The sequence below is a fragment of the Jannaschia sp. GRR-S6-38 genome, from assembly GCF_029853695.1.
GTDB classification, from domain to species: Bacteria; Pseudomonadota; Alphaproteobacteria; order Rhodobacterales; family Rhodobacteraceae; genus Jannaschia; species Jannaschia ovalis.
This window is the reverse complement of the sequence record NZ_CP122537.1, coordinates 864020-888188: the sequence shown is the minus strand read 5'-3', so window position 1 is coordinate 888188 and position 24169 is coordinate 864020. Positions and strand designations below refer to the sequence as shown.

The window sequence follows — 24169 nt, the reverse complement described above, 5'->3', positions numbered from 1 at the left end:
CTTCGCGGCGACGGACCGCCCGGCGACGCGGCCGGGCGGCGCCGGGCCCGACCTCCGCGTAGTGAGGCCCGGATGCGCGTCGGCGGTTGGCGGACCGGCGATCCGCCGTGGGGACTACTCGTCCGACAGGCTGCGCTGATTGCGCTTGGCCAGCCGCTCGATGGCCACGGCGAGGTGCTTGTCCTCGATATGGTCGTCGCCCGCGTCGGTCCGGATCAGGTGCGCCTCGAACAGCACGTCGGTATGCGTCGCCCCGATCGGCGGCTCGAAGCGGTAGGAGGCCAGCTCGATCAGCAGGCCCAGCGGATCCTTGAAATAGATCGAGTTCATGAAGCCGCGGTCCTTCTCGCCGGAATGCGCGATCCCGCGCGCGTCGAGCCGGGCTGCGAGCTGGCTGTACATCGACTGGCTGACGGCGAAGGCGATATGGTGGACGCAGCCCGCATCGGTGGGCGTGCGCGTGCCGTCTACCTTGCGGTTCTCGTCGGTGAAGATGGTGATCAGCCGCCCGTCGCCCGGGTCGAAATAGAGATGCCCCTGGCTGGGATCGTCGAGATTGGGCTGCTCGAAGACGAAGGGCATGCCCAGCACGCCCTCCCAGAAATCGATCGAGGTCTGGCGGTCGGCGCCCATGATCGTGATGTGATGGACGCCCTGCGATTGCAGCTTGGACATGGCGCGGCTCCTCCCCCCGTGATGGTTCGCGCGCGATCATCGGACGGGGCGCGGCGATTGTCGATGACCCGCCGCGCAGCCCGCTTGACGCCGCCCCGCCCGCTCGCCATATGAAGCGCCGTTGGGGTCGTAGCTCAGTTGGTAGAGCGCGTCGTTCGCAATGACGAGGTCAGGGGTTCGATTCCCCTCGGCTCCACCACCAGACTTCCGAGACGACGTCGCCCGGTCCTCGATCCGGGGGGCGATGGCGCGACGGCGGTGACGCGGCATCCGCGAAGGCGGGTTCGGACCAGGAAGCATTTCCGAACCTTCGCATCCCTTTCCCTACGATCCGGCCCCGAGTGGGCCGAACGGGACCTGCGTCCGGATGCCAATCGTCGCGTACGCGTAGATGGTCGGCTGACCGGTCCCCGCGTCGCGCTGGTTCCCGCGTCGACCTGACCGAGGGCGCGCCGCCAGAAGGCCGCGCGTTCCCGGGTGTGGTCGGGATAGGCTGTGCAGCGATTGGCGCGGCGGCTTGGTCCCTTCTCGCCGAGGCGTCAGGCGCGTTTCGCGTCGCCCGGGGTCCGCTCCAGAAGGTCGGCGATAGCGCTTCGCAGCCCGCCCAGCACATAGGGTTTCTGCAGGATCGGCGAGGGGGGATAGGTCTTCCGGATCTGGCCTTGCTCGCCATAGCCCGTCACCAGGACGAAGGGGATGCCGCGCGCGGCCAGCGCGTGGGCCACCGGCTCCGACGTCTCGGTGCCCAGATTGACGTCGAGCACGGCGAAGTCGATGCCCCCCGCGCCGAGCTTCTCCATCGCCCCGGCGACCGAGTTGGTGACGTGGATCGTCTCGGCCCCCAGCTTCTTGAGCTTGTCGCAGGCATCCATCGCGATCACGAGATTGTCCTCCACCAGGAGGACCTTGCCGGCGAGCGGCTGCGCGTCGGGCGCGGTGGTCGTCGTCGCGGCCGGTTCGGAACCGCTCGGGCGCGGCGCCTCGCGCCAGAAGCGGCCCGGGATGTGGAAGCTGGCTTCGACCCCGGTCACGGCGTAATCCAGCTGCGCCCGGCCCTGCAGCTCGAAGGGGATGGACCGCTCGATGATCGTGGTGCCGAACCCCTGCCGGTCGGGGGCGCGCACCGCCGGGCCGCCGCGTTCGCGCCAGTCGAGCCGCAGCGCGCCATCGGCCTCGCGCGCGAAGCGGACGGCGACTTGGCCGTCGCCATTCGAAAGCGCGCCGTATTTGACCGAATTGGTGACCAGTTCGTGCAGGACCAGCGCCAAGGTCGTGAAGGCTTCGGGCATCAGCAGCACGTCCTCGCCGCCGATCGCGATGCGGGCCCGGCCGTCGCCCGGGCAGGCCGCGGCCTCCACCTCGATCAGGCGGCGCAGGGGCGCGGGAGCCCAGTCCTCCTTGGTCAGCTGGTCATGCGCGCGCGCCAGCGACTGGATGCGGCCGTCCAGCTCGGCGGTGAATTCCGACAGCGAGATGCCCTCGCGATGCCCCTGCGAGACGATGCCGCTGATGAGGTTGAGGATGTTGCGGACCCGGTGGTTGAGTTCGGCCACCAAAAGCTCCTGCTTCTGCTGGGCACGGGCCTGCGCGCGGCCGGCCTCGTCGGTGACCTTCAGCACCACTTCGAGGAGCGTCAGGCGCAGCGCGCCGGCGGCGTTCAGCTCGGACCGGGTCCAGGGCGCAGACCGGCCCTTCACCACCTCGCGCCAGGCCTCGAAGCTCTTGCGCGGGGACAGGATGCGGCTGCCATCCGCGCAGGTCTCCACCGGCTTCTCGGGGTTGCCGGCCCAGCGCACGATCTGCGCCAGTTCGGGGCGGAACAGCACGATGTAGTCGCGCGGATGGCGCGAGATCGGCAGGGCCAGGATGCCGGCGACGCGGTCGGCGATCATCTCGGCCTGGGGGTAGCGGGCCGACAGGTTGTCGGTGGCATAGACGCTGTTCACCGCCGCGGTGTTGAGAAACCGCACCAGCGGCTGGAACTCGGTCTCGTTCGGGGCGGCGCCCAGGGTCACGAAGCGGCCGTCGGACCAGATCACCATGCCGTCGAAGGGGATCACGTCCCAGATCTCGTCGGCGAGGCCCTGGACGTCCTCCATCAGGCTGCAGCCGTCGGAGATGCGCGACATGACGCGGTCGTGCAGCGAGCGGGCCGCCGTTTCCTCGGCGCGGTCGTTGCGGTGAAGCCGTTCGGACAGCTCGTAGGTGAAGAGCTGGGCGAAGAGCTCGACCGCCGAGCGGGTCTCGTAGTCGACGTAATGCGGCGTCCGGTGGTGGCAGGCGAACAGGCCCCAGAGCTCGCCGCCGCGCAGGATCGAGACCGACATCGAGGCCGCGACGCCCATGTTGCGCAGGTATTGCAGATGCGTGGGCGACACCGCCCGGCAGATCGACAGCGACAGGTCCAGCGGCTCGCCTTCCGGGCTGAGCCCGGGTAGGACCGGCGCCTCGGGCCCGTCGACATCGGCGATCAGGCGCAGCCGGCTGTGCTCGTAGAGCTTGCGGGCCTGGCGCGGGATGTCGCTGGCCGGATAGCGCAGGCCGAGATAGCGCTCCCCCTCGCCGTCGCAGGCCTCCGAGACGACGGTGCCGGTGCCGTCGGGCGCGAACTGGTAGATCATCACCCGGTCGAAGCCCGTGAGCGCGCGCATGGCGCGCGCGGCCTCGTCGCAGAGCGGTCCGATCTCGGCATGGTCGCGCAGCCGCGCGACAAGGGGCTGGACCAGCTGCATGTCGCCATGGCCGTGCCCGTCGGCCGTGCGCTCGAATTCGTAGGTGAAGCCGCGCGCGGTCTGGTGGACGGCGATGTCGAAGCGCCGCTCGTTGTCAAAGAGCCGGTATCCGAACACGCGCGCGACCGACGTGCCGCCGCCCAGCGTCTGCGTCTTGCCGCGCAACATATGCGCCACACCCGCGCTGAAGAGCTCGGAAAACCGCGTGCCGATCACCGCCTCGGCCTCCTTGCCCAGGAAGTCCTCGAGATTGGCGGAGGCATGGTTCACCAGCCAGTCGGCGGTCACCGACAGCAGGCAGCCGAAGGCCTGCACCCGCCCGATCACGTGGATCGGTTCGCGGTCGCAGGTGGTCAGGTCGACCCCGTCAGTGCTGGGCTGGTGCGAGGCGCTGGGCATCGGGGCATCCTTTCAGCGGGCGCGCCTGGCTCAGCGCGCTGTGTTCGTAGATGGCGAAGACGGTGCCGGCCTCGGCGATCACCCGGTCGGCGGTGGGCCCGTCGGGCGACATGCGCGACAGGCCCGCGCAGATCGCGCCCCAGCGGGCGGGTGCGGGCGGCGTGGACAGGAAGGCTCCCGCGCGCCGCAGCCGGGCATCGCCCGCGGCGCGCCAGCGGCGGTGCAGCACCGCCATGCCCATGCGCGAGCCGTGCAGCACGTAGCCCAGGGCCCGCGGATCGAGGCAGCGGCGCCCGGGCAGGGGCGGCATCGACCCGTTCGCGCCCAGCTGCTGCAGATCGGCGCGCAGCCGGCTGCGAAGATCCGCCATCTCGGCGGCGAGGGCGGCATCGCCGGGGCCCGGCGCGGGCCGCAGCGCCGAGAGCGCCACCAGATGGGCGGCGAGAAAGGCGCGGTAGCCACGCCTCTCGGTCACGCCGAGGCCGGAGAAGGCGGCATCGACGCGGTCGTGGGCGGGGCGCGTGTCGGCGCGAAGGCGGTCTCGAAGGGTCATTGCAGGTCGGCCGCCCGGTTCGCGGCATCGTGGTTTCGCACGCCCTGCTCTGAACCGCGGGGGCTTAACGCCGGCCTAACCGGCCGGTCGGGGATGCGCGGCGAATGGATCGGATTCGCCCGATCCGCGCCGCCCATTGACCCGGCGCGCCCGCTGACGCAGGGTTCGCCGCATCGCAGCATTCCGGGGGCCGAAATGGCGACGATTCTGACGTTCGCGCAGCAAAAGGGCGGGTCGGGCAAGACCACGCTCTGCGCCAACCTGGCCGTCGAGCTGGCCGCGCGCGGGCGCGAGGTGGCGGTGCTAGACAGCGATCCGCAGGGCTCGCTCGGGCGCTGGTTCATGACCCGCTACGAGCGCGAGGGCGGGCTGCAGGGCGACCTGACCTTCTCGACCGCCAGCGCCTGGGGCGTCAGCTACGAGGCCGGCAAGTATCGCGACAGCCACGATTTCGTGCTGATCGACACGCCGCCCAAGATCGACAGCGACCTGCGGCCGGCGCTGAAGGTCTCGGACATGGTGGTGGTGCCGGTGACGGCCAGCCAGGTGGATCTCTGGGCGACCGAGGGCGTGCTGGAAATGGCCGCGCGCGAGGGCAAGCGCCCGCTGGCGGTGCTCAACCGTGCGCGGGCGGGGACGCGGCTGACGGCGTCGATCCGCGCGGCGCTGGGCGGGCTGGAGGCCGATGCGGCCGAAGCGGTCATCGCCAATCGCGTGGCCTATGCCGAGGCGATGGGCACGGGGCAGGGCGTGCGCGAATATCCGGGCGCGAAGATGGCCGCGGCCGAGATCGCCGCGCTGGCCCACGAGATGCTGAAGCGGCTGGACGGCTAGCGCCAGAGCGCGGCCCGGCCGGCCAGGGCGCCCTGCGCCTTGGCGAGCAGGCGGTTGCCCGGGCCGCGGGCCGGAAGCGGGCCGTGGGCGAGGCGGTGGATGGCCGTCTCAGGCGGGCAGGCGGCGCCGGTGACCGGGTCGAAATAGCGTGGATAATCAATGAGAACGGCCTGGACCAGCGCGTCGAGGGAGGGCCGCGCGGCGCGGCGGCGGGCGGGGATAGATCCGCGATCCTCGGTCAGGCCCCAGCCCGCGTAGAAGGGCGCGCCCAGCGTGGTGACGGGCACGCCGCGGATCAGCGCCTCGAAGCCCAGAAGCGAGGTCAGGGTCCAGACCGCATCGGCCCGCGCGATCAGCGCCAGCGGGTCGGCGCGGGTGGCGACGAGATCGGCCTCGGCGGCGTCGATCGCGCCCTCGCGCAGGCCCGCCTCGACATCCGGATGCGGCTTGTAGACGATCACCGCATCGGGATTGGCGGCGCGGGCCGCGCGCAGAAGTCCCGCGTTGTCAGAAGGTTCCGAGGTGCCCAGCCGGATCGAGGCGTCGTCGGCAACCTGGCCCGGCACCAGGACCATACGGCCCGGCGGCAGGTCGGGCACGGCCCCGCCGAGGTTGTATTTCGTCACCCCCGCGGCGGTCACGGCGGCGCGCAGCGCGCGGGCGCGGGCCAGCGCCTCGGGGGGCAGGGCCGCGGCGAGGATGATAGCGTCTTCGAGGTCGGAGCGGCGGGTCGGGTCGTAGTAGAGGCCCTGGCGGTCGAGCACGAGCGACAGCGGCGGGACGAGCTCGGCACCGAGGCCGCGCGAGCGCAGGAAGCCGTCTTCCATGCGGCAAATTTTACGGGTGATCTGCGGGTGATCTGCGGGTGATCCCTGTCCGACATGAAATGACGTATCGCCCGCCCCCCAGACCAGGCGCCGCCGCGCCGGGTCGTCGCGGAAGGTGACCCGGCCCGACAGGAAGCGGCGCAGCGGCGCACGCTTCCAGAGCCGCATGCCCGGCGCGGCCCAGCCCTCGCGATCCTCGCGCCAGGCGCGGGCGCGGGCCTCGAGCATCCGCACCACATCGACCGCCTCGCAGAGCCGGTCGCGATGGGGATCGTACCATTTCGGATAGAGCAGCATCGCGCCCGCGAAGAGCTGCACGCGGGTCAGCTTGCGCCGGCGGCGGTCGAGCGGGGCGCGGTCGTCGTCGAGGCCCCAGCCCGCGTAGAAGGGCTGGCCGTAGGTCACGGGCTGGTGGCCGTGCAGTATCGCCTCGAAGCCCAGCTGGCTGGAGACGGTGTAGACCTTCGTCGCGCCCGCAAGCAGAGTCGCGGGCGGCAGGGGGCGGGGCTCCAGCGTGGCGCCGTGGACGGCGTCGGCCTCGGTGTAGTGGCCCGTGCGGTGGCCTGCCGCCGTCTCGGGGTGGGTCTTGATGAGGAGGCGCGCGCCCGGGTTCTCCTCGCGCGCGATGAGCAGCATCTCGCGAAAGGTGGCCTCGGAAGCGCCGCCCAGCCGGATCGAGGCGTCGCCCCGGGTCTGGTCGATCACCAGCACGTAGCCCGGCGCGGGCGGATCGAGATCGGGGCGGGTGGCGGCGTATTTGGTGACGCCGGAGCGGGCCATCTCGGCCATGGTCTGGCGCGTGCGGGCGATCAGGTCGCCATCGTCGAAGGGATGGGTGGCGAGCAGGGTTTCCAGCTCGGACGGCTGGCGGGCGTCGAAATGCGCGCCCGCGGCGTCGATCAGCAGGCCCAGCGGCGGCTCGCCCGCGCGGCCGGGATGGAGCGAGCGCAGGAAGGCGTCCTCGAAGCGCAGGATCGGGGCGCCGGTGCGGGCCGACAGGGCGGCGGCGCGGCGCGCGGAAGGACCGTCATGGCCCCAGGCGGCGATCCAGTCGCCGGGCTTCGGCCAGCCGGGGCGCAGGTCGACGCCCGCAAGCTGCGCGATGCGGCGGATGCGGCGCGACAGGAAGCCGCCGGAGACGTAGCGGGCGGTGCGGCGGGGGGCGGTCATGGCCGGTGCGGCGGCGGAAGCGAGGCGAGGGGCCTGGCGCCCGGGGGACGGACGGGGCCCGCAGGCCTGCGGGCCTGCGCCGCCCTTTGCGGCGGGCGGGAGCGGGGCGCGGGTCCGCCACGCGCCGATCCGTTGCCCGAGGCGATGCGTGGCCCCGGCCGGGGGGACCGGGCGTGGCCGGGATGCCGCGCGCCGGCGCGCCGGGGGCGGATCACTCCACGCCGACGGCGGTTCCCGCCGAGGTGATCTGGCCCAGCGAGCCGAAGACCGCCGCGACCGAGCGGTTCCAGGCGACGATGGCCGCCTCGGTGACATAGACCGTATCGCCGTTGCGGATGACGAAGTCGCGGGCGTTGAACATGCCGTTGGGCTCGGTCAGGTCGAGCACGTAGACCAGCCGCTGCGCGCCGATCAGGTCGTCGCGGCCCAGCACGGCCTTGGCGATGGATTCGGGCTCGTTGCGGAAGACGAAGACGCCGGTGGGGTTGGCGAGGAACGGGTTGAGCCCGCCGACCTGCGCCAGCGCCTCGATGGCGGTGATCACCTCGGTCTCGAATTCCAGCCGGTTCTGCGTTCCAGTCGCGCCCAGCACGGTGAAGGCGCGGGTGTCTTCCTTGATGTAGATCGTGTCGCCGTTGCGCAGCGCGATATCGAGCTGCGGGTTGGTGTAGAGATCGGAGAGGTAGGCGGTCTCGGAATGCGCGCCGCGGGTGACGGTGACGAGCGCGATCTCGGGCGGGATGGCGACGCCGCCGGCGGCGGCGATCATCGCGGTCAGGGTGCGGGTGGGCCGCTCGATCGGGTAGACGCCCTGCGCCCCCGCGCCGCCGACGACGCTGACCGTCGCGCCGTCGCCCGCCAATCGGCGGACCACGACCTGCGGGTCGGGGGTCTGTTCGTCGAGCCGCTGGGTGATGATGCGGCGTAGCGCCTCGGGCGTGTTGCCGGCGGCGCGGATGCGGCCGGCATAGGGGATAAAGATCATGCCCGAGCTGTCGACCTGCACCTCGTCGATCAGCGAGGCCGAGGCGCCGGTATTGGTCAGCAGCCCGTCCTCGACGTTTTCGTAGATGATGAGCCCCAGCGTGTCGCCCGGCCGGATCGTGTCGGCGCCGATTTGCGCGGCGCCCCGGAAGGCGTCCGAGAAGCCGAGCGCGGGCAGCACGGCCGTGGCGCGGGCCACGCGGTCGTTGACGGCGACGACGAAGGCGTCGCCCTCGTTGAGGACGGAGCCCGCGAAGATCTCGCGCTTGCTGGGCCCCGACCGGGGCAGGGTGCCGCAAGCGGCGACGAGGGCCGCGATGAGGGTGAGGGCGATGATCTTCGCCCCCCGGGATGCCTGTCTGCTCACTGCTCGGGCCTTTCGCTCTGCCTCGGTCGCCGTCTTGCGGGGGTTGTCCCCCGTCCGGGCGCATCCTTCGGGACGGTATCCTAGCCGGATACCAGTTTCAAATTCTGTCGCGGTGCGGGGCGGCCCGCATCGAGCCGGTCATAGGGGTCCTGGTCGGCCAGCATCATGTCGACGACCTGGCGCAGAAGCTGCCGGCGGCCGCGCGCGGAGTAGAAGCCGCCGGCCACCTGGCTCGTCTCGAGCAGGTAGTGGCGGTAGTCGCGATAGGCGCGGCTGTCGGGGCGCTGCGGGTCGGCGAAGAAATCGGCGATCGTCTGGTCGGAGACGAATTCGGGCTTGGAATAGACCGAGCGGCCCAGCGCCTTGACGGGCAACCCGCGCCAGAGCGCCTGCTGGGCGGCGGTGGAGTTCACGGTGATCGCGCTGCGCGCCTCGTTCATCAGATGCGCGAGCTTGCCGCCGCGCAGGTAGTGGACGCGGCCCTGCAGCCCGTATTGGGCGGTCAGCCGGGCCAGCGTGGCGCGGACCGGGGCGCGGCCGTCCTCGAGCGGGTGGGCCTTGAGCACCAGGTGATGATGGCGGGGCGCGCCCTCGGCGAAGCCCGCGACGACCTCCTCAAGGAACTCGGCCATTGCGCCATAGGGGGAATGCGCCCGGAAGCTCGCGTCATGTTCGAGCTGCATCAGGCAGAGATGGTAGGGAAAGCCGCCCTGGGTGATGCGGCGGGTGGCGATGGCGCGCCGGAGCGCGGTGAAGGGCATGGTCAGCAGGCGGCGCAGGTAAAGGCGGAACTCGGCCATCACGGTGATGTCGCGATGCGGGCGCCAGCGGCGGTAGCGGCCGGGCCGGGCCAGCACCAGGAAATGGTAGAGCGCGCCGTAGAAGACATGGTGGCGCATGTCGCCCCAATGGGCGGGCGCGTCGGGCAGGTCGAGATCGAGCGCGGCGAGCGCGGCCTGCATCTGCGGCACGGTCTTGTCCATCAGCCGCGAATGCGCGTTCGAGCCGCCGCGTTCGTAGCTGACCCACCAGGGCCGCAGGTAGCCTTCCTCGAAGACATGCACGGTCAGGCCGCTTGCATGGGCAGCGGCGACGGCCTGGGCGTGGATGGCGCGGATGTCGCCGTAGATCACGAGGTCGGTGATGCCGCGATCCGTCACCGTCTTCTCGAAGGTCGCGGGCCAGTCGGCCGGGTCGCCGTCGAAGGCGATGTAGCTGTCGGGATGGCGCCAGAAGGCCTCGTCTCCGCGGTTGAAGCCCACGCGCCACGCCTCGCAGCCCGCCGCCCGGAGCAGCCGCCCCAGATGGTGGAAGAAGGGCCCGTGGGGCCCCTGCAGGAAGAGGAATCGACGTGTTGGACGCATTTCGCCTCCGGGTACCGCGCCCTTACTGCCTGCGGGCAGCGGCGTGGGGAAGGCGCGATTGTGGCGCGAATGCGGCGAGTGTGGCGCGGGGGACTCGGTGGTGTCGGGCGCGGCCCGGTAAGCCACGGCAGGCGCGGGGGCGAAGGGGGCTTCGATTGGCGGGCATTTCCCCCTATCTGGGACCCGGAGCCGAGGAGGACGCCGATGTTCACGGGAATCGTCACCGATATGGGCCGCGTGCGCGCGATGGAGGAGCGGGGGGATCTGCGGGTGCGGATCGGCACCGGCTACGATGCCGACGGCATCGACCTGGGCGCGTCGATCGCCTGCGACGGCTGCTGCCTGACGGTGGTGGATCGCGGGCGCGACGCCGAGGGCGACTGGTTCGACGTCGATGTCAGCGCCGAGAGCCTGTCGAAGACCGCGCTGGGCGCCTGGGAGGTCGACCGCCCGGTGAACCTGGAGCGCGCGCTGAAGGTCGGCGACGAACTGGGCGGGCACATCGTCTCGGGGCATGTGGACGGCACCGCCGAGATCCTGTCGATCACGCCGGAGGGCGACTCGATGCGCTTCGTCTTCGAGGCGCCGGCCGCGCTCGCGCGGTTCATCGCGCCCAAGGGGTCGGTCGCGCTCAACGGCACGTCGCTGACGGTGAACGGGGTCGAGGGCACGCAGTTCGGGGTCAACATGATCCCGCATACGCAGGCCGTCACGACCTGGGGCATCGCCGCGCCGGGCGACCGCGTGAACCTCGAGATCGACACGCTGGCCCGCTATGTCGCGCGGCTGGCCGAGGCTGGGTGAAACCGGTCGTCCACCACTCGCTGGAGGACGCGACCGGCGATCGCTGCGTCGATCTGATCCGCACCGGCGCGCGCTGGGCCTGGGTCGAATGCCGCCGCGATCCCGAGGATGCGCATGGCTGGCGGCGGCTGCATCCGCCGCGGGGCGATTTCGCCGATGCCGCGGCGGCACGGGCCGATGCGGCGGGGCAGGTGGCCTGGCTGGAGGCGTGACGCGGCCGCCCCTTGATTTCGGTCAAGGCGCGGCACGGGCGGGCAGGCGCAGATTGACGGCGACCGAAGCAACCTGCGGAGTGAAGCCCCATGTCCCACGTCCCCCACGAACTGGCCGAGGAATTCCCCGATGCCACGCGCCAGATCGCGACCCTGAAGGCCGACTCCCCGTATTTCGTCGGGCTGGCGGATCGCTATCACGAGGTGAATCGTGCGATCCACCGCGCCGAGACCGATATCGAGCCGACCTCGGATCAGCACATGCAGGAGATGCGCCGCGAGCGCCTGGTGCTGAAGGACAAGATCGCCGCCGCGCTGCGCAGCGTCGACGCCTAACGCTCAGCCCCGGGACCTGCGCGTCGCGGGGCGCCGCATCTCGAAGACCTGCTCGACCGCCGGCCCGTCGCGCAGCGTCCCGGCCGGGTCGAGGCCCAGCCGCGCGATCAGCGCCAGCGCCGGGGCGTTGCGTGCGTCGGTGTTGACGACGATGCGCTGCGCCTCGGTGCCGTCCCAGACCATGCGGGTGGCCAGGTGCACCGCCTCCTCGGCCAGGCCCGCGCCCTGCGCGGCCCGCGCCAGGGTGATGCCCAGCTCGATCTCGCACCCATCCGCGGACAGGCACAGCCCCAGATCGCCGATCAGCTCGTCCTCGGGCATCCGCGCGATGCCGATCTGCCACCAGCCGGTCGGGAAGGGCGGGGTTTCGGCGTTCCAGGCGATGAACTCGGCGGCGCGCGCGTCGTCCATCGCCTCCCAGCCCTGGTAGCGCGCGACCTGCGGGTCGGCGCGGTAGGCCTGGAAGGCGCGCAGGTCGCCCGCGCGCAGGCGGCGCAGGCGGATGCGGTCGGGACGCGCGTCGGTCATGGCGCAGGCTGGGGCCGGGGGCGCCGGGCGGTCAAGACTTGCCATTTTCCGCGCGCCGGGGCCCGATGGGCGGCAGGAGGACCCGCCATGAGCCAACCCCCCGGCATCGGCCACAATTCCGGCGCGGATCTGCGCGGCTATACCGGGCGGCTGCACCAATGGCGGCGGGCGCGGCGGGCCCTGCTGGGCGCGGCGCTGCCCATCGAGGTGGTGCGCCTGCGCGTGGCGCGCGCGGCGGCGCTGGGGCTGGATTACCGCACCTATGCCGGGATCCGCGCGACCACCGGGCGGGACGTCACGGCGCTTCTCTTCTCGTCAAACGCGCTGGGCATGATTCGACGGGCCGAGCTCGACGCGGCGCGGGCCGCGAAACTGGCCGCCGTCGCCGCCGAGCGCGGCGTGCTGGTCCATCCGCCGCTGCCCGTCACCGCCCCGGACCCGCTCGATTTCACCGCCCGCGCGCCGGGCTTCGCCGAGCCTTGGTCGGCGCTGCGCGACCGGCTGCGCGCGGTGCTGGCCGGGCGGGGCCTGCCGGCCGATGCCGTGGTGATGGTGGGCGACACCGCCTTCGAGCGCGAATGGTGCGCGGCGATCCGCGCGGCGGGCTACGTGCCGGCGTCGCGGTATTTCGCAGGGATCTGACGCATCGTCGGCGGGCGGGCGGGGCGAAGGGGCGCACTGGCCCCGGCGCGGCCGGGCCGCTATGACGCCCCCGAGACACGCGAGGACCCCCATGGCCGACCCCATCCCCTTCGAGCAGCCCGGACCCGTCGAGCGCGAGAATTCCGACGTCATCTCGAACATCGAGGACATCATCGAGGACGCCCGCAACGGGCGCATGTTCATCCTCGTCGATCACGAGGACCGCGAGAACGAGGGCGATCTCGTCATCCCGGCGCAGATGGCCACGCCCGATGCGATCAACTTCATGGCCACCCATGGCCGCGGGCTGATCTGCCTGACCCTGCCGGGCGAGCGCATCGACGCGCTGGGGCTGCCCCTGATGGCCTCGCACAATTCCTCGCGCCACGAGACCGCCTTCACCGTCTCGATCGAGGCGCGCGAGGGCGTGTCGACGGGCATCAGCGCCCATGACCGGGCGCGCACCGTCTCGGTCGCCATCGATGCGAGCAAGGGCGCGGCCGACATCGCCACGCCGGGCCATGTCTTCCCGCTGCGCGCCCGCGACGGCGGCGTGCTGGTCCGCGCGGGACATACCGAGGCCGCGACCGACATCGCGCGGCTGGCCGGGCTGAACCCCTCGGGCGTGATCTGCGAGATCATGAAGGAGGACGGGTCGATGGCCCGGCTGCCCGACCTGATCGCCTTCGCGCAGCGCCACGGGCTGAAGATCGGGACGATCAGCGATCTGATCTCCTACCGGCGGCGGCACGACAACCTTGTGAACCAGACGGCCTCGAAGCTCGTCACCTCGAAGATCGGGGGCGAGTGGCTGATGCGGGTCTTCACCGACGAGACGCAGGGCGCCGAGCATATCGTGCTGACCAAGGGCGATATCTCGGAGGGGCCGGTGCTGGTGCGGATGCACGCGCTGCACCCGATGGAGGACGCGCTGGGCATCGGCCAGAGCGACCTGGCCGGCGCGATGCGGGTCATCGCCGCGGAGGGGCGGGGCGTGGTCGTGCTGCTGCGCGACACCGAGATGAAGATCGACACCGCCGCCGAGGGCGTGAGCCCGCAGAAGCTGCGCCAATACGGGCTGGGGGCGCAGATCCTGGCGGCGCTGGGCATCCACGAGATGGAGCTGGTGACCAATTCCGGCCGCCCTCGCGTCGTGGGCCTGGAGGCCTATGGCCTGACCATCACCGGCACCCGCCCCATCCCGAAGGACTGAACGCAAATGGCCGGACATTCCGACAACGTGCTGCCGCTGCCTGAATTCGAGGGCGAGGCGCCGAAGATCCTGATCGTGATCGCGCCCTATTACGGCGATATCAGCCGCGCGCAGCTGGCCTCGGCCCGGGGGGTGATCGAGGCGGCGGGCGCTAGCCACGAGACGGTCGAGGTGCCCGGCTCGCTGGAGATCCCGACGGCGATCGGCATCGCCCACCGCCAGTCCGATTTCGACGGCTACGTGGCGCTGGGCTGCGTGATCCGGGGGCGGACCTCGCATTACGACGTGGTGGTCAACGAAAGCGCGCGGGCGATCGCGACGCTGGGGCTGGGCGGGGCCTGCATCGGCAACGGGATCATCACCGTCGAGACCCGCGAGCAGGCGGAGGAGCGCGCCGATGCCGAGCGGCTGGACACCGCGGGCGGCGCGGCGCAGGCGGCCTTGCATCTGGTCTCGCTGCAGCGGACCCTGAAGCGGCAGCCGAAGGGGATCGGCTTCAAGCCCGCCGCGACCTGAGGGCCGGCGGCGGGCCCGCGCGGGAGGGCGCGGCATGGCGCAAGACCGGAAGAGCCATTGGGACGCGATCTACGCCGAGATGCCGGAGGACCGGCTGAGCTGGCACGAGGACGACCCTGCCGTCTCGCTGGCCTTGGCGGAGCGGGCCGGCATCTCGGCCGAGAGCGCGGTGATCGATCTGGGCGGCGGGCGGTCGCGGCTGGCGGGCTGCCTGCTGGACCGGGGGCTGCGCGACGTCACGGTGCTGGACCTGTCGGAGGCCGCGCTGGCGGCCGCGCGCGAGCGGCTGGGGCCGCGGCGCGACTCTGTGACCTGGATCGCGGCGGATGTGGCCGACTGGCGGCCGGCGCGGCGCTGGGACCTGTGGCACGACCGCGCGGTCTTCCATTTCCTGACCGAGGCGGCCGACCGCGCCGCCTATCGGGACGCGCTGTCCCGCGCTTTGGCTCCGGGCGGCCACGCGATCATCGCGACCTTCGCAAGTGACGGGCCGGCGCGGTGCAGCGGCCTGCCGGTCCGGCGCTACGACCCGGAGGACCTGGCGGCCGAGCTGGGACCGGGCTTCGTCCCCGTGACGGCGCGGCGGCACCTGCACCACACGCCCTGGGGCGCGGCGCAGTCCTTCCAGTTCAGCCTGTTCCGGAAGACCTGAGGAGCCGCGTCCGCGCGCCGCCCCCGACGATCGCAGTTGCGCCGCCCGGCTTCCTGCCCTACGTGCCCGGCCATGCCGAGCCCGACCGCCGAAGAGAAGCGCGCCCTGAAGCGCCGGATGAAATCCGCGGCGCGGCTTTATGCCGTGCAGGCGCTGTTCCAGATGGAGGCGATGGGCCAGACGCTGGACCGCGTGCGCGCCGAATTCGAGGATCATCGCTTCGGCATGGTCACCGAGGAGGGCGAATTCTCGGAAGGCGATGTCGACCTGTTCCGCGCGATCCTCGAGGCGGCGGTGAACGCGCAGGCGAAGATCGACCAGCTGACCCACAAGGCGCTGGTCGCGAAATGGCCGATCGACCGCATCGACCCGACGCTGCGCGCGCTGTTTCGCGCCGCGGGCGCGGAGCTGACGGGTCAGGCGACGCCGCCCAAGGTGGTGATCGTCGAATACCTGGAGATCGCGCGGGCCTTCTTCCCGGAGGGCAAGGAGGCGGGGTTCGTGAACGCCGTCCTCGATCACATGGCCCGTGCGGCGAAGCCGGACGCGTTCTGAGGCGGGCCGCGGCTTGGTCGAGAAACGCGCCCCGAAGGATCCGGTCCACATCCCCGCCGCCGCGGGCGCCTTCGCAAAGGGCAACTGGTCGGGGTCGATCGCGGGCGGGGCGCTCGACACCGAGGCGCTGATCCTGTTCTTCGCGAGCGACGACATCGGGGCCGGGCCGGGGCTGCACCTGCATCCCTATGACGAGATCTTCATCGTCAAGATGGGCCGGGCGCGCTTCACCGTGGGCGAGCGGGTCTTCGAGGCGGGCGCGGGGGACGTGGTGATGGGGCCCGCCACGGTGCCGCATCGCTACGAGAATATCGGGCCGGGGCGGCTGGAGACCATCGACATCCATCTGAGCCGGGAGTGGATCCAGACGGATCTGGAGGGCTAGGGCCGCGCGTCAGGCTCGTGCGCGCCCCCGGCGGGCGACGGCGAGCCCAGCCAGCAGCCAGACCGCCAGCAGCGCCGCCGCGGTGCCGGCGAGGAAGACCGCGAAGGCGGAGGGCACGCCCGCGATGGGCAGAAGCCCCGCCAGCGGCGGCCAGACGGCGCCGGTGACCAGCGTCCAGCCCAGCGTGACCAGCCCCCAGAGCGCCACCGCCGTCCCGAGCGCGAGCCCCGCGACGCCCACGCCGCGGCCGCGGCCGCGCAGGGGCAGGCGCAGCAGGCGGCGCAGCGCGGTGCCCATGCGCGACAGGTCGTGGCCCATGGCGAGGACCGCAGGCACGAGGAGCAGCACCAGGAGCATCCCGAAGCCCAGCCCATAGGCCAGCGTGATAACGGTGGGGCGCAGGAACTGCGCCTGGCTGGAGGTCTCGTAGAGCAAGGGCGCGAGGCCCAGAACGGTGGTCAGCGTGGTCAGCAGCACCGGGCGCAGGCGGTCGCAGACCGCGTCGACGATGGCGGGCTTGAGCGCGCGATCCTGCGCGTATTCGTCGACCGTCGTCACCAGCACGATCGAGTCGTTGATGATGATGCCGGTCATGCCGATCAGCCCGACGATGGAGAACATCGACAGCGGTACGTCCCACCACCAATGGCCCCAGATCGCGCCGATCAGGCCGAAGGGGATGACCGCCATGATCACCGCGGGCCGCGACCAGGAGGAGAAGATCCAGGCCAGCACGAGGTAGATGCCCAGAAGGCAGGAGACGAGGCCCAGCGTCGCGTCGGTGAGGAATTCGCGCTCCTGCTCGGCCAGGCCCGCGGCGGTGAACTCGACGCGGTGGACGGAGGCAATCTCGGGCAGGATGTCCTCGTTCATGACGCGGCGGATCTCGGCGGCGCGGGCGGCGTCGTCCTGGTCGAGATCGCCCGCCACGCCCACCACCTGCACGCCGTTCTGGCGGCGCACCGAGGCGAAGCCCGAGCGGGTCTCGACGGTGACGATATCGGCCAGCGCGACCGCGCCGTCGCCCGCGGGGGTCGCGAGGCGCAGCTCGTCGAGGAAATCGGCGCGGATCTCGCCCTCGGGCAGCTCGACCCGGATCTCGCCGGTGCGCGGCCCGTCCGGGAAGGTCGCGGCCTCGATCCCGCCCAGCCGGTCGCGCAGGATGCGGCCCAGCGCGCCCTCCTCGAAGCCCAGTGCCTCGCCTTGCGGGGTGAGCCGCAGGATCAGTTCGTCCTTGTCGTAGGGCAGCGTGTCCTCAAGCCCCGAGACCTCGGGGAAGCGGGCCATGGCGGCCTTGAAGGCCTCGGCAGCCGCCTTGAGCGTGGTGGAATCGGCGCCGTAGAACTCCACCCCCAGCGCGTCGCCGCCGGGGCCCGAGCGCCAGCCGCGGAAGCTGATCTCCTCGGTCAGCGGCAGCTGGCGGGCGGTGTCCTGCAGCTCGCCCACGAACTGGAAGCTGGAATAGGGGCGCAGGTCGGCATCGATCAACTCGATCGAGATCGCGCCCAGCAGCTCGGGGTCCTTCTCGTCGGCGGAGGCGAGCGGGCGGCCGGTGTTGCCGCCGATCTCGGCGATCACGTAGTCGAGCGGATTGGTGCCGTATTCGGCCTCGTATTTCGCGCCGAGCGCGACCGTGGCGCGCTGCAATTCGCGCATCTGCGCCAGCGTGTCGGCGCGCGTCGCGCTGTCGGCCATCGCGAAATTGCCGGTGACCGAGCCGCGTTCGGGCGCGTTGAAGAAGCGCCACTGCACGTCGCCGCGCAGGAAGAGCGCGGCCTGCGTCGCCAGCAGCAGGACCGCGGCGGCGGCGACCGGGTAGCGCGCCCGGATCGCCAGCCGGATCAGCGGGCGGAACAGCGTCTCGCGGAACCAGCCCAGGCCGCGGTTCACCACGCGCGAGGGCCAGTCGTACCAATGCACCTTGGCGGTGTGGCGCAGTGCGCCGGCCATGTGATGCGGCAGGATCAGGAAGCATTCCACCAGCGAGGCGATCAGCACCGCGATCACGGTGAAGGGGATGTCGGCGATGAGCGAGCCGAAGCGCCCGCCGATGGCCACAAGCCCGAAGAAGGCGATGACCGTGGTGAGCGTCGCCGAGAAGACCGGCGTGAACATGCGCCGCGCCGCCGTCTCGGCCGCGTCCTCGGGCGAGAGCCCCTTGCGGGCGCGGAAATCGGCATGCTCGCCCACCACGATGGCGTCGTCCACGACGATGCCCAGCGTGATGATCAGCGCGAAGAGCGAGACCATGTTGATCGTCAGCCCGGCCAGCCACATCAGCGCGATGGCCGAGAACATCGCCACCGGGATGCCCGCGGCCACCCAGAAGGCGGTGCGCGCGTTGAGGAACAGGAAGAGCAGCAGCACCACCAGCCCGAGGCCCAGCAGCGCGTTGTCGACCAGGATGTCGATGCGGCCGGTGATGGCCTCGGTCCGGGTGCGGATCAGCTCGATCCTCACGCCTTCGGGCGCGGTCTGCAGCAGGCGCTCGGCCACCTCCTCGACCTGGGCCTGCAGCGCGATGGCGTCGCCCGCGGCGGAGCGGTCGACGCGCAGGCTGATGGCGGGGTCGTCGCCCACGAAATAGGCCCGCTCGCGGTCGACCCCCTCGGAATAAACGCGGCCCACATCGCCCACGGTCAGGGCCGTGCCGTCGGCCCCGCGCCGGATCACGATACGCTCGATCTGGGCCGGGTCGCGGCGGTCGGCGCCGGTGCGCACGCGGGTGTTCGCGCCCGAGACGTCGCCCGCCGGGTCGGCGGCGGCCTGCTGGCGGATGGCGTCGGCGATCTCGCGCAGGCTGACATCGTTGCGCAGAAGCGAGACGGTGGGCACCTCGACCACGATCTCGGGGGCGGCGACCCCGCGGATGGTGGTCTGGGTCACGCCGGCCGCGAAGAGCCGGGTGACGAATTCGTCGGAGATGCGCGCGAGCTGATCGACGCCCACGGGGCCGGTGACGATCACGTCGGTGACGCGGTCGGTCCAGCCGCCCTGGCGGACCTCGGGATCCTCGATCCCCTCGGGCAGGCCGGTCACCGCGTCGATGGCCGCCTGCACATCGGTGGCGGCGTCGGCCATGTCGCGGTCGGGGAGGAATTCCAATTCGATCGAGGCGCGGCCCTCGCGGCTGGTCGCGGTGCTCTCGGTGACGCCCTCGACCGCGAGGAGCGCGGGTTCCAGCACCTGCACGATGCCGCGGTCCACATCCTCGGCGCCCGCGCCCTCCCAGACCACCGAGACGTCGACATCCTCGACGATCACGTCGGGGAAGAACTGCGCGCGCATGTTGGGCAGCGCGAAGAGGCCGGCGGCCAGCATCAGCACCAGCAGCAGGTTGGCGGCGGTGCGGTGCCGGGTGAAATAGCCCAGGATGCCCATCAGCCGCCCGAACGCGCTTCGAGGCGGGCGATCATCTCGGCGGGGACCTCGTCCTCGTCGAGCCGGGCCAGCATCCGCGCCTTCACGTCGCCGGGCAGGCGGGAATTGCCCTCGACCACGGCCTTGAGGCGGGCGCGCGTGGCGGGGTCGATGGTGATCATGCGGGGCGCTTCGGCGGCGCTGTCGGCATCGGCCCCGGGGCGCAGGGGGCGGATGCGGATGCCCTCGCCCAGCGCGGGGCCGCGTTCGGCCACCACCTCGCGGCCGTCGAGCGGGCCCGCGACCAGAACGTCGTCGCCCTGCCGGCGCAGCACCGTGACGGGGACCTCCTCCAGCCGCTCCTCTTCGCCAAGGACGAGCACGGTCATCTGCGGCGAGAGCGCGGTTGAGGGCAGGCGGATTGCGGCGGCGAGCGGCGGCTCCTCGACGGCGACGCGGACGAAATCGCCGGGACGGAAGCCCTGCGGGTCAGCCAGCTGCGCGAAGACCAGCCGCCCGGTCTGGCCCGTGCCCACGGCGGGCGATTCGCGGGTCACCGTGCCCGCGGCCTCGAGCGTCAGGCCCTGCACGTCGAGGATGGCGCGGATGGGCGCGCCGATCAGCGCGCCGCGCTCGTCGAGGAGGCGGGCGTGCTGGGCGGCGGACAGGCGGAAGGCTACCTCGAGCGCGGTCGGGTCGATCAGCGTGGCGACCTGCTCGTTGGCCGAGACGAGCCCGCCGCGCAGCACCGAGACGTCGGAGAGCTGGCCCGCGAAGGCGGCGCGCAGGCTGCGGTCGGCGACGTCGCGCTCGGCCTCGCGCAGGGCGATGCGGGCGCGGTCGAGGGCGAGTGCTGCGCTGTCGATCCGGGTCTGGGCGGCGGCGACGGCGCCGCGGCGCGTGAGGATGGTCTGCTCGGCCGCCGAGAGCGCGAGCTCGGCCGCTTCCACGGCCGCCGAGGCGCCGACGCCGCGCTCGAGCAGGTCCTGCTGGCGTTGCAGGGCGGTGCGCTGCAGGTCGCGCTGCGCCTCGGCCCCGGCCAGCTCGGCCTGCGCAAGGTCGAGCCCGCGCGCGGCGTCGCGGATCTCGGCCTCGGCCCCGGACAGATCGGCGCGCGTCACGGCCAGCGCGGCCTCGGCGGCGGAGGGATCGACCTGCAGCAGGACCTGGTCGGCCGCGACGGTACCGCCTTCCTCGAAGCCGGGCGCGAGTTCGACCACGCGGCCGGCGACGGGGGCGCGCAGTTCCAGGACGCGGCGGGCGCGCACCTCGCCGAAGGCTGTGAGCACGGGCACGATCTCGCGCGCCTCGGCGGCGATGACATTGGCCGCGAGGACGCGCTCGCGCGCGGGCGGGCCGCCGCCGTCGCGGGAGCGGCGATCCTCCAGCGCGGCCAGCGTGATCTGCCCGGCCCAGGCCAGAAGGCCCGCCGTCAGGGCGAGCAGGAAGAGGGCGGCGAGGCTGCGTCCGAGGAATCGCATGGGGTCTCCGAGCGGTGTGCGAGGCTCAAGATAGGCCTTTCGCGCCGTCATCCCATAGCACGGCGTCGATCCGGGCCCTTCGCCGCGGCGACGGCGGGGTCACTTGCGGCGCAGATGTTCGTCGAGCCGGGGCATGATCTCGACGAAGTTGCAGGGTTTGTGGCGGTAATCGAGCTGCGGGCCCAGGATCTCGTCCCAGGCGTCGCGGCAGGCCGAGGGCGAGCCGGGCAGCGCGAAGAGATAGGTGCCGCCCGCCACGCCCGCGCAGGCGCGCGACTGCACGGCGGAGGTGCCGATCTTCTGCATCGAGACGAGGGTGAACATGGTGGCGAAGGCGTCGATCTCCTTCTCGTAGACGTCGCGATGCGCCTCGACCGTCACGTCACGCCCGGTCAGCCCGGTGCCGCCGGTGCTCAGGATCACGTCGATTTCCGGCGTGGCGATCCAGCGGGTCAGGTGTTCGCCGATGCCGGCGCGATCGTCGGGGGTGATGGCGCGGTCGGCGAGGATGTGGCCCGCAGCTTCGAGCCGCGCGACCAGCATGTCGCCCGAGCGGTCCTGGGCCAGGCTGCGCGTGTCGGACACGGTCAGCACGGCGATGCGGCAGGGCATGAATTGGCGTTCGGCCATCGGCGTTCCCTCGTTCCTCTGGCCGCAAATACCTTGGGGGGATGCGGGGGGCAAAGCCCCCCGCGGCGCGGCGGGCGTCAGCCCGCCGCCGCCATGTCGAAATCGGCCGCCGAATGGCGCTCGGGCAGCTTCAGGCTCTCGTCCTCGCCGAAGGTGCGGTTGACCATGCGGCCGCGGCGCACGGCGGGGCGGGCGTCGATGCGCTCGGCCCATTCCATGACGTGCTCGTATTCGTGCACCGACAGGAATTCCGCCGCATCATAGAGCCGCCCGAGGCAGAGCTGCCCGTACCAGGCCCAGATCGCCATGTCGGCGATGGAGTAGCTGCCCGCCATCCATTCGTGCTGCGCCAGGTGACGGTTCAGCACGTCGAGCTGGCGCTTCGATTCCATCGCGTAGCGGTTGATCGGGTATTCGTATTTCTCGGGCGCGTAGGCGTAGAAATGCCCGAAGCCGCCGCCGAGAAACGGGGCGGAGCCCATCTGCCAGAAGAGCCAGGACAGCATCTCGGGGCGCGCGTCGCCCAGGAAGGCGCCGTGGCGTTCGGCGAGGTGCAGCATGATGGCCGCGCTCTCGAAGACGCGCGTCTCGGTGCCGCCCGTGCGGTCCAGGAGGGCGGGGATCTTCGAGTTCGGATTGATCTCGACGAAGCCCGAGCCGAACTGGTCGCCTTCCGAGATGTCGATCAGCCAGGCGTCGTATTCGCAGTCGTGCCCGGCCTCCAGCAGCTCCTCGAGCAGGACGGTGACCTTCACGCCGTTGGGCGTCGCGAGGCTGTAGAGCTGCAGGGGGTGCTGGCCCACGGGCAGCGCCTTCTCGAACTGCGCTCCGGCGGTGGGCTTGTTGATCGAGGCGAACTTGCCGCCCGACTCGGTGTCGGGGGTCCAGACCTTGGGGGGCGTGTAGCTCATGCGGTGTCTCCGGTGCTTCGGCTGCTGGCCCCGGATGGTAGCGCGGGGGGCGGGCGGTCAACCGGGCGCGCGCCGGCGGGCGGGCTCAGCGCTCCAGCCGCGCGGCGAGCGACAGCAGGTCCGCCCAGGTCTCGCGCTTGGCGGCGGGCTGGCGCAGCAGGTAGGCGGGGTGCAGCATCGGCAGGGCGGGGCGGCCGAAGCCCTCGGCCCATTTGCCGCGCAGCCGGGTGATGCCGCGCGCGCCGATCACCGCGCCGCAGGCATGGTTGCCCATCAGCACCAGCACCTCCGGGTCGGCCAGCTCCACATGGCGGCGCAGGAAGGGCAGCATCATCGCGACCTCGGCGGGTTCGGGGTCACGGTTCGAGGGCGGCCGCCAGGGCAGCACATTGGTGATGTAGACGGCGCCGTTGGCGTGTTCGGCGCTGCGCGACAGGCCGATGGCGGCCAGCATCCGGTCGAGAAGCTGCCCCGCCTGGCCCACGAAGGGGCGGCCCTGGCGGTCCTCCTCGCGGCCCGGTGCCTCGCCCACGATCATCACGCGCGCGGCCGGGTCGCCGTCGGAGAAGACGAGGTTGCGTGCGCCCAGCCGCAGGTCGCACCAGGGATAGGCCGCGAGCGCCTCGCGCAGGCCTTCGAGATCGGGTGCGGCGGCGGCGAGGCGCTCGGCCTCGGCCACCGGATCGGGCGCGCCCCCGGGCTCTGTCGGCGGCGCGGCGGACCGGGGGGCGGCGTCCGCGGTCGCCTGCGCCGGGGCGGGCATGCGCTCGGGCAGGGCGTAGCGGTTGAGGGGGGCCTCGGCGATGGCCTCGTCGCAGCCCATTTCGAGCTGCCATTCGAGCAGCGCGCGGGCGGTGTGGGGATCGAGATCGTCGAGCATGTCCCAGCCCTAGCGCGGCGCGCGGGCCGGCGGAAGTGGCCGCCGGGCGGACGGAGTGGGCGGGTCGCTTCGGGAGAGCCCGGCGTGGATTTGGGCAGAGGGCCGGAAGACGCCGCGATCCGCGACCCCGAGGGGCCCGGCGCGGGGGTTGATCCCGGCCGCGCCAGCCCCGACAAGCGGGGCGCAACCCACCGAGGACTTCGCGCGCGCTATGTTCACGCAACGCCACCTGCTGGGCATCGAGCCCCTGCACCCGGTCGAGATCACCACGCTCCTCGACCGTGCCGAGCATTACGCCGAGGCCCAGCGCCGCGGCGACAAGCATGGCGACGCGCTGGAGGGGCTGACGCAGATCAACATGTTCTTCGAGGCCTCGACCCGGACCCAGGCCAGCTTCGAGATCGCGGGCAAGCGGCTGGGCGCGGACGTGATGAACATGGCGATGGAGGCTTCGAGCCTGAAGAAGGGCGAGACGCTGATCGACACCGCGCTGACGCTCAACGCGATGCGCCCCGACCTTCTGGTGGTGCGCCATCCGCATTCGGGGGCGGTCAATCTGCTGGCCGAGAAGGTGAATTGCGCCGTGCTGAACGCGGGCGACGGGCGCCACGAGCACCCGACGCAGGGCCTTCTGGATGCGCTGACGATCCGGCGAGCCAAGGGACGCCTCCACCGCCTGACCGTCGCGATCTGCGGCGACATCGCGCACAGCCGGGTCGCCCGCTCGAACATCATCCTGCTGGGCAAGATGGAGAACCGCGTGCGCCTGGTCGGGCCGCCGACGCTGATGCCGGCGGAGGTGGAGGAGCTGGGCGTCGAGGTGACCGACGACATGGCGGCGGGCCTGAAGGGCGCGGATGTCGTGATGATGTTGCGCCTCCAGAAGGAGCGGATGGATGGCGGCTTCATCCCGTCGGAGCGCGAGTATTACCACCGCTTCGGGCTGGATGCCGAGAAGCTTGCCCATGCCAAGCCCGATGCCATCGTGATGCATCCGGGGCCGATGAACCGCGGGGTGGAAATCGACGGCACGCTGGCCGACGACATCAACCGCTCGGTCATCCAGGAGCAGGTGGAGATGGGGGTCGCCGTGCGCATGGCGGCGATGGACCTGCTGGCGCAGAACCTGCGGGCGGCGGCCGACGCGGGCCGCTGAGGC

Annotated in this window: 23 protein-coding genes and 1 tRNA gene; 12 read left to right on the top strand and 12 right to left on the bottom strand. The window is 71.9% G+C overall.

The window, feature by feature from the left end:
• Positions 1 to 114: 114 nt before the first annotated feature.
• Entirely contained in the window at positions 115 to 675 is a 561-nt protein-coding gene (locus P8627_RS04565; protein WP_279966431.1) for a VOC family protein, read from the bottom strand.
• 123 nt (positions 676 to 798) lie between these two features.
• On the opposite strand from P8627_RS04565, the gene P8627_RS04560 reads away from it, so the two are divergent.
• Positions 799 to 874: transfer RNA gene (locus P8627_RS04560), tRNA-Ala, on the top strand.
• Positions 875 to 1214: 340 nt separating this feature from the next.
• On the opposite strand, the gene P8627_RS04555 is transcribed toward P8627_RS04560, so the two are convergent.
• The gene (locus P8627_RS04555; protein WP_279966430.1) at positions 1215 to 3806 is read right to left on the bottom strand and encodes an HWE histidine kinase domain-containing protein; all 2592 of its coding nucleotides are present in this window, start codon (positions 3804 to 3806) and stop codon (positions 1215 to 1217) included.
• The gene (locus tag P8627_RS04550; protein WP_279966429.1) at positions 3775 to 4359 is read right to left on the bottom strand and encodes a biliverdin-producing heme oxygenase; all 585 of its coding nucleotides are present in this window, start codon (positions 4357 to 4359) and stop codon (positions 3775 to 3777) included. The genes P8627_RS04555 and P8627_RS04550 overlap by 32 nt, the downstream gene beginning before the upstream one ends.
• Before the next feature lie 195 nt (positions 4360 to 4554).
• Here P8627_RS04550 and parA point away from each other — a divergent pair, with 195 nt between their 5' ends.
• Positions 4555 to 5193 (top strand): ParA family partition ATPase, encoded by a 639-nt coding sequence (gene parA / locus P8627_RS04545; protein WP_279966427.1) that lies wholly within the window; start codon positions 4555 to 4557, stop codon positions 5191 to 5193.
• On the opposite strand, the gene P8627_RS04540 is transcribed toward parA, so the two are convergent.
• The 3 genes from P8627_RS04540 to P8627_RS04530 all read right to left on the bottom strand — a co-directional run bounded on the left by P8627_RS04540 (position 5190) and on the right by P8627_RS04530 (position 9905).
• Positions 5190 to 7190 carry a capsular polysaccharide biosynthesis protein gene (locus P8627_RS04540; protein WP_279966425.1) on the bottom strand — a complete coding sequence of 667 codons (2001 nt, stop codon included), beginning with the start codon at positions 7188 to 7190 and terminating at the stop codon, positions 5190 to 5192. The genes parA and P8627_RS04540 overlap by 4 nt on opposite strands.
• 211 nt (positions 7191 to 7401) lie before the next feature.
• Positions 7402 to 8541: a polysaccharide biosynthesis/export family protein gene (locus P8627_RS04535; protein WP_279966423.1), complete on the bottom strand. Its 1140-nt coding sequence runs from the start codon at positions 8539 to 8541 to the stop codon at positions 7402 to 7404.
• Between the two features lie 80 nt (positions 8542 to 8621).
• Positions 8622 to 9905: a capsule biosynthesis protein gene (locus tag P8627_RS04530; protein ID WP_279966422.1), complete on the bottom strand. Its 1284-nt coding sequence runs from the start codon at positions 9903 to 9905 to the stop codon at positions 8622 to 8624.
• 204 nt (positions 9906 to 10109) lie between these two features.
• On the opposite strand from P8627_RS04530, the gene P8627_RS04525 reads away from it, so the two are divergent.
• The 3 genes from P8627_RS04525 to P8627_RS04515 all read left to right on the top strand — a co-directional run bounded on the left by P8627_RS04525 (position 10110) and on the right by P8627_RS04515 (position 11257).
• The gene (locus P8627_RS04525; protein WP_279966421.1) at positions 10110 to 10709 is read left to right on the top strand and encodes a riboflavin synthase; all 600 of its coding nucleotides are present in this window, start codon (positions 10110 to 10112) and stop codon (positions 10707 to 10709) included.
• Positions 10706 to 10921 (top strand): hypothetical protein, encoded by a 216-nt coding sequence (locus P8627_RS04520; protein ID WP_279966420.1) that lies wholly within the window; start codon positions 10706 to 10708, stop codon positions 10919 to 10921. Before P8627_RS04525 ends, P8627_RS04520 begins: the two co-directional genes overlap by 4 nt.
• A 90-nt stretch (positions 10922 to 11011) precedes the next feature.
• Positions 11012 to 11257: a YdcH family protein gene (locus tag P8627_RS04515; RefSeq protein WP_279966419.1), complete on the top strand. Its 246-nt coding sequence runs from the start codon at positions 11012 to 11014 to the stop codon at positions 11255 to 11257.
• 3 nt (positions 11258 to 11260) lie between these two features.
• On the opposite strand, the gene P8627_RS04510 is transcribed toward P8627_RS04515, so the two are convergent.
• Positions 11261 to 11785 carry a GNAT family N-acetyltransferase gene (locus P8627_RS04510; RefSeq protein ID WP_279966418.1) on the bottom strand — a complete coding sequence of 175 codons (525 nt, stop codon included), beginning with the start codon at positions 11783 to 11785 and terminating at the stop codon, positions 11261 to 11263.
• An 87-nt stretch (positions 11786 to 11872) separates the two neighbouring features.
• Here P8627_RS04510 and P8627_RS04505 point away from each other — a divergent pair, with 87 nt between their 5' ends.
• The 6 genes from P8627_RS04505 to P8627_RS04480 all read left to right on the top strand — a co-directional run bounded on the left by P8627_RS04505 (position 11873) and on the right by P8627_RS04480 (position 15748).
• Positions 11873 to 12427, top strand: a complete 555-nt coding sequence (locus tag P8627_RS04505; protein WP_279966417.1) for a hypothetical protein — start codon at positions 11873 to 11875, stop codon at positions 12425 to 12427.
• A gap of 91 nt (positions 12428 to 12518) precedes the next feature.
• Positions 12519 to 13640, top strand: coding sequence for a 3,4-dihydroxy-2-butanone-4-phosphate synthase (gene ribB, locus P8627_RS04500; RefSeq protein WP_279966415.1), 1122 nt, complete (start codon positions 12519 to 12521; stop codon positions 13638 to 13640).
• 6 nt (positions 13641 to 13646) lie between these two features.
• A complete protein-coding gene (locus tag P8627_RS04495) occupies positions 13647 to 14156 on the top strand; it encodes a 6,7-dimethyl-8-ribityllumazine synthase (protein ID WP_279966414.1) in 510 nt (169 codons plus the stop codon).
• Positions 14157 to 14190: 34 nt separating this feature from the next.
• A complete protein-coding gene (locus tag P8627_RS04490) occupies positions 14191 to 14808 on the top strand; it encodes a class I SAM-dependent methyltransferase (protein WP_279966413.1) in 618 nt (205 codons plus the stop codon).
• 72 nt (positions 14809 to 14880) lie between these two features.
• Positions 14881 to 15363: a transcription antitermination factor NusB gene (nusB, locus tag P8627_RS04485; protein ID WP_279966412.1), complete on the top strand. Its 483-nt coding sequence runs from the start codon at positions 14881 to 14883 to the stop codon at positions 15361 to 15363.
• Between the two features lie 13 nt (positions 15364 to 15376).
• Positions 15377 to 15748, top strand: coding sequence for a cupin domain-containing protein (locus P8627_RS04480; protein ID WP_279966411.1), 372 nt, complete (start codon positions 15377 to 15379; stop codon positions 15746 to 15748).
• Between the two features lie 9 nt (positions 15749 to 15757).
• Here the strand turns inward: P8627_RS04480 and P8627_RS04475 are convergent, their stop codons facing one another.
• The 5 genes from P8627_RS04475 to P8627_RS04455 all read right to left on the bottom strand — a co-directional run bounded on the left by P8627_RS04475 (position 15758) and on the right by P8627_RS04455 (position 23010).
• Positions 15758 to 19129 carry an efflux RND transporter permease subunit gene (locus P8627_RS04475; RefSeq protein WP_279966410.1) on the bottom strand — a complete coding sequence of 1124 codons (3372 nt, stop codon included), beginning with the start codon at positions 19127 to 19129 and terminating at the stop codon, positions 15758 to 15760.
• Positions 19129 to 20589: an efflux RND transporter periplasmic adaptor subunit gene (locus P8627_RS04470; protein ID WP_279966409.1), complete on the bottom strand. Its 1461-nt coding sequence runs from the start codon at positions 20587 to 20589 to the stop codon at positions 19129 to 19131. Before P8627_RS04470 ends, P8627_RS04475 begins: the two co-directional genes overlap by 1 nt.
• A 99-nt stretch (positions 20590 to 20688) precedes the next feature.
• On the bottom strand, positions 20689 to 21219 hold the full coding sequence (gene moaB, locus P8627_RS04465; RefSeq protein WP_279966408.1) for a molybdenum cofactor biosynthesis protein B: 531 nt from the start codon (positions 21217 to 21219) through the stop codon (positions 20689 to 20691).
• 77 nt (positions 21220 to 21296) lie between these two features.
• Positions 21297 to 22130, bottom strand: coding sequence for a glutathione-dependent disulfide-bond oxidoreductase (gene yghU / locus P8627_RS04460; protein ID WP_279966407.1), 834 nt, complete (start codon positions 22128 to 22130; stop codon positions 21297 to 21299).
• Positions 22131 to 22215: 85 nt separating this feature from the next.
• Entirely contained in the window at positions 22216 to 23010 is a 795-nt protein-coding gene (locus P8627_RS04455; RefSeq protein ID WP_279966406.1) for a uracil-DNA glycosylase, read from the bottom strand.
• A 211-nt stretch (positions 23011 to 23221) separates the two neighbouring features.
• On the opposite strand from P8627_RS04455, the gene P8627_RS04450 reads away from it, so the two are divergent.
• Positions 23222 to 24166: an aspartate carbamoyltransferase catalytic subunit gene (locus P8627_RS04450; protein ID WP_279966405.1), complete on the top strand. Its 945-nt coding sequence runs from the start codon at positions 23222 to 23224 to the stop codon at positions 24164 to 24166.
• The last annotated feature ends 3 nt before the right edge of the window (positions 24167 to 24169 follow it).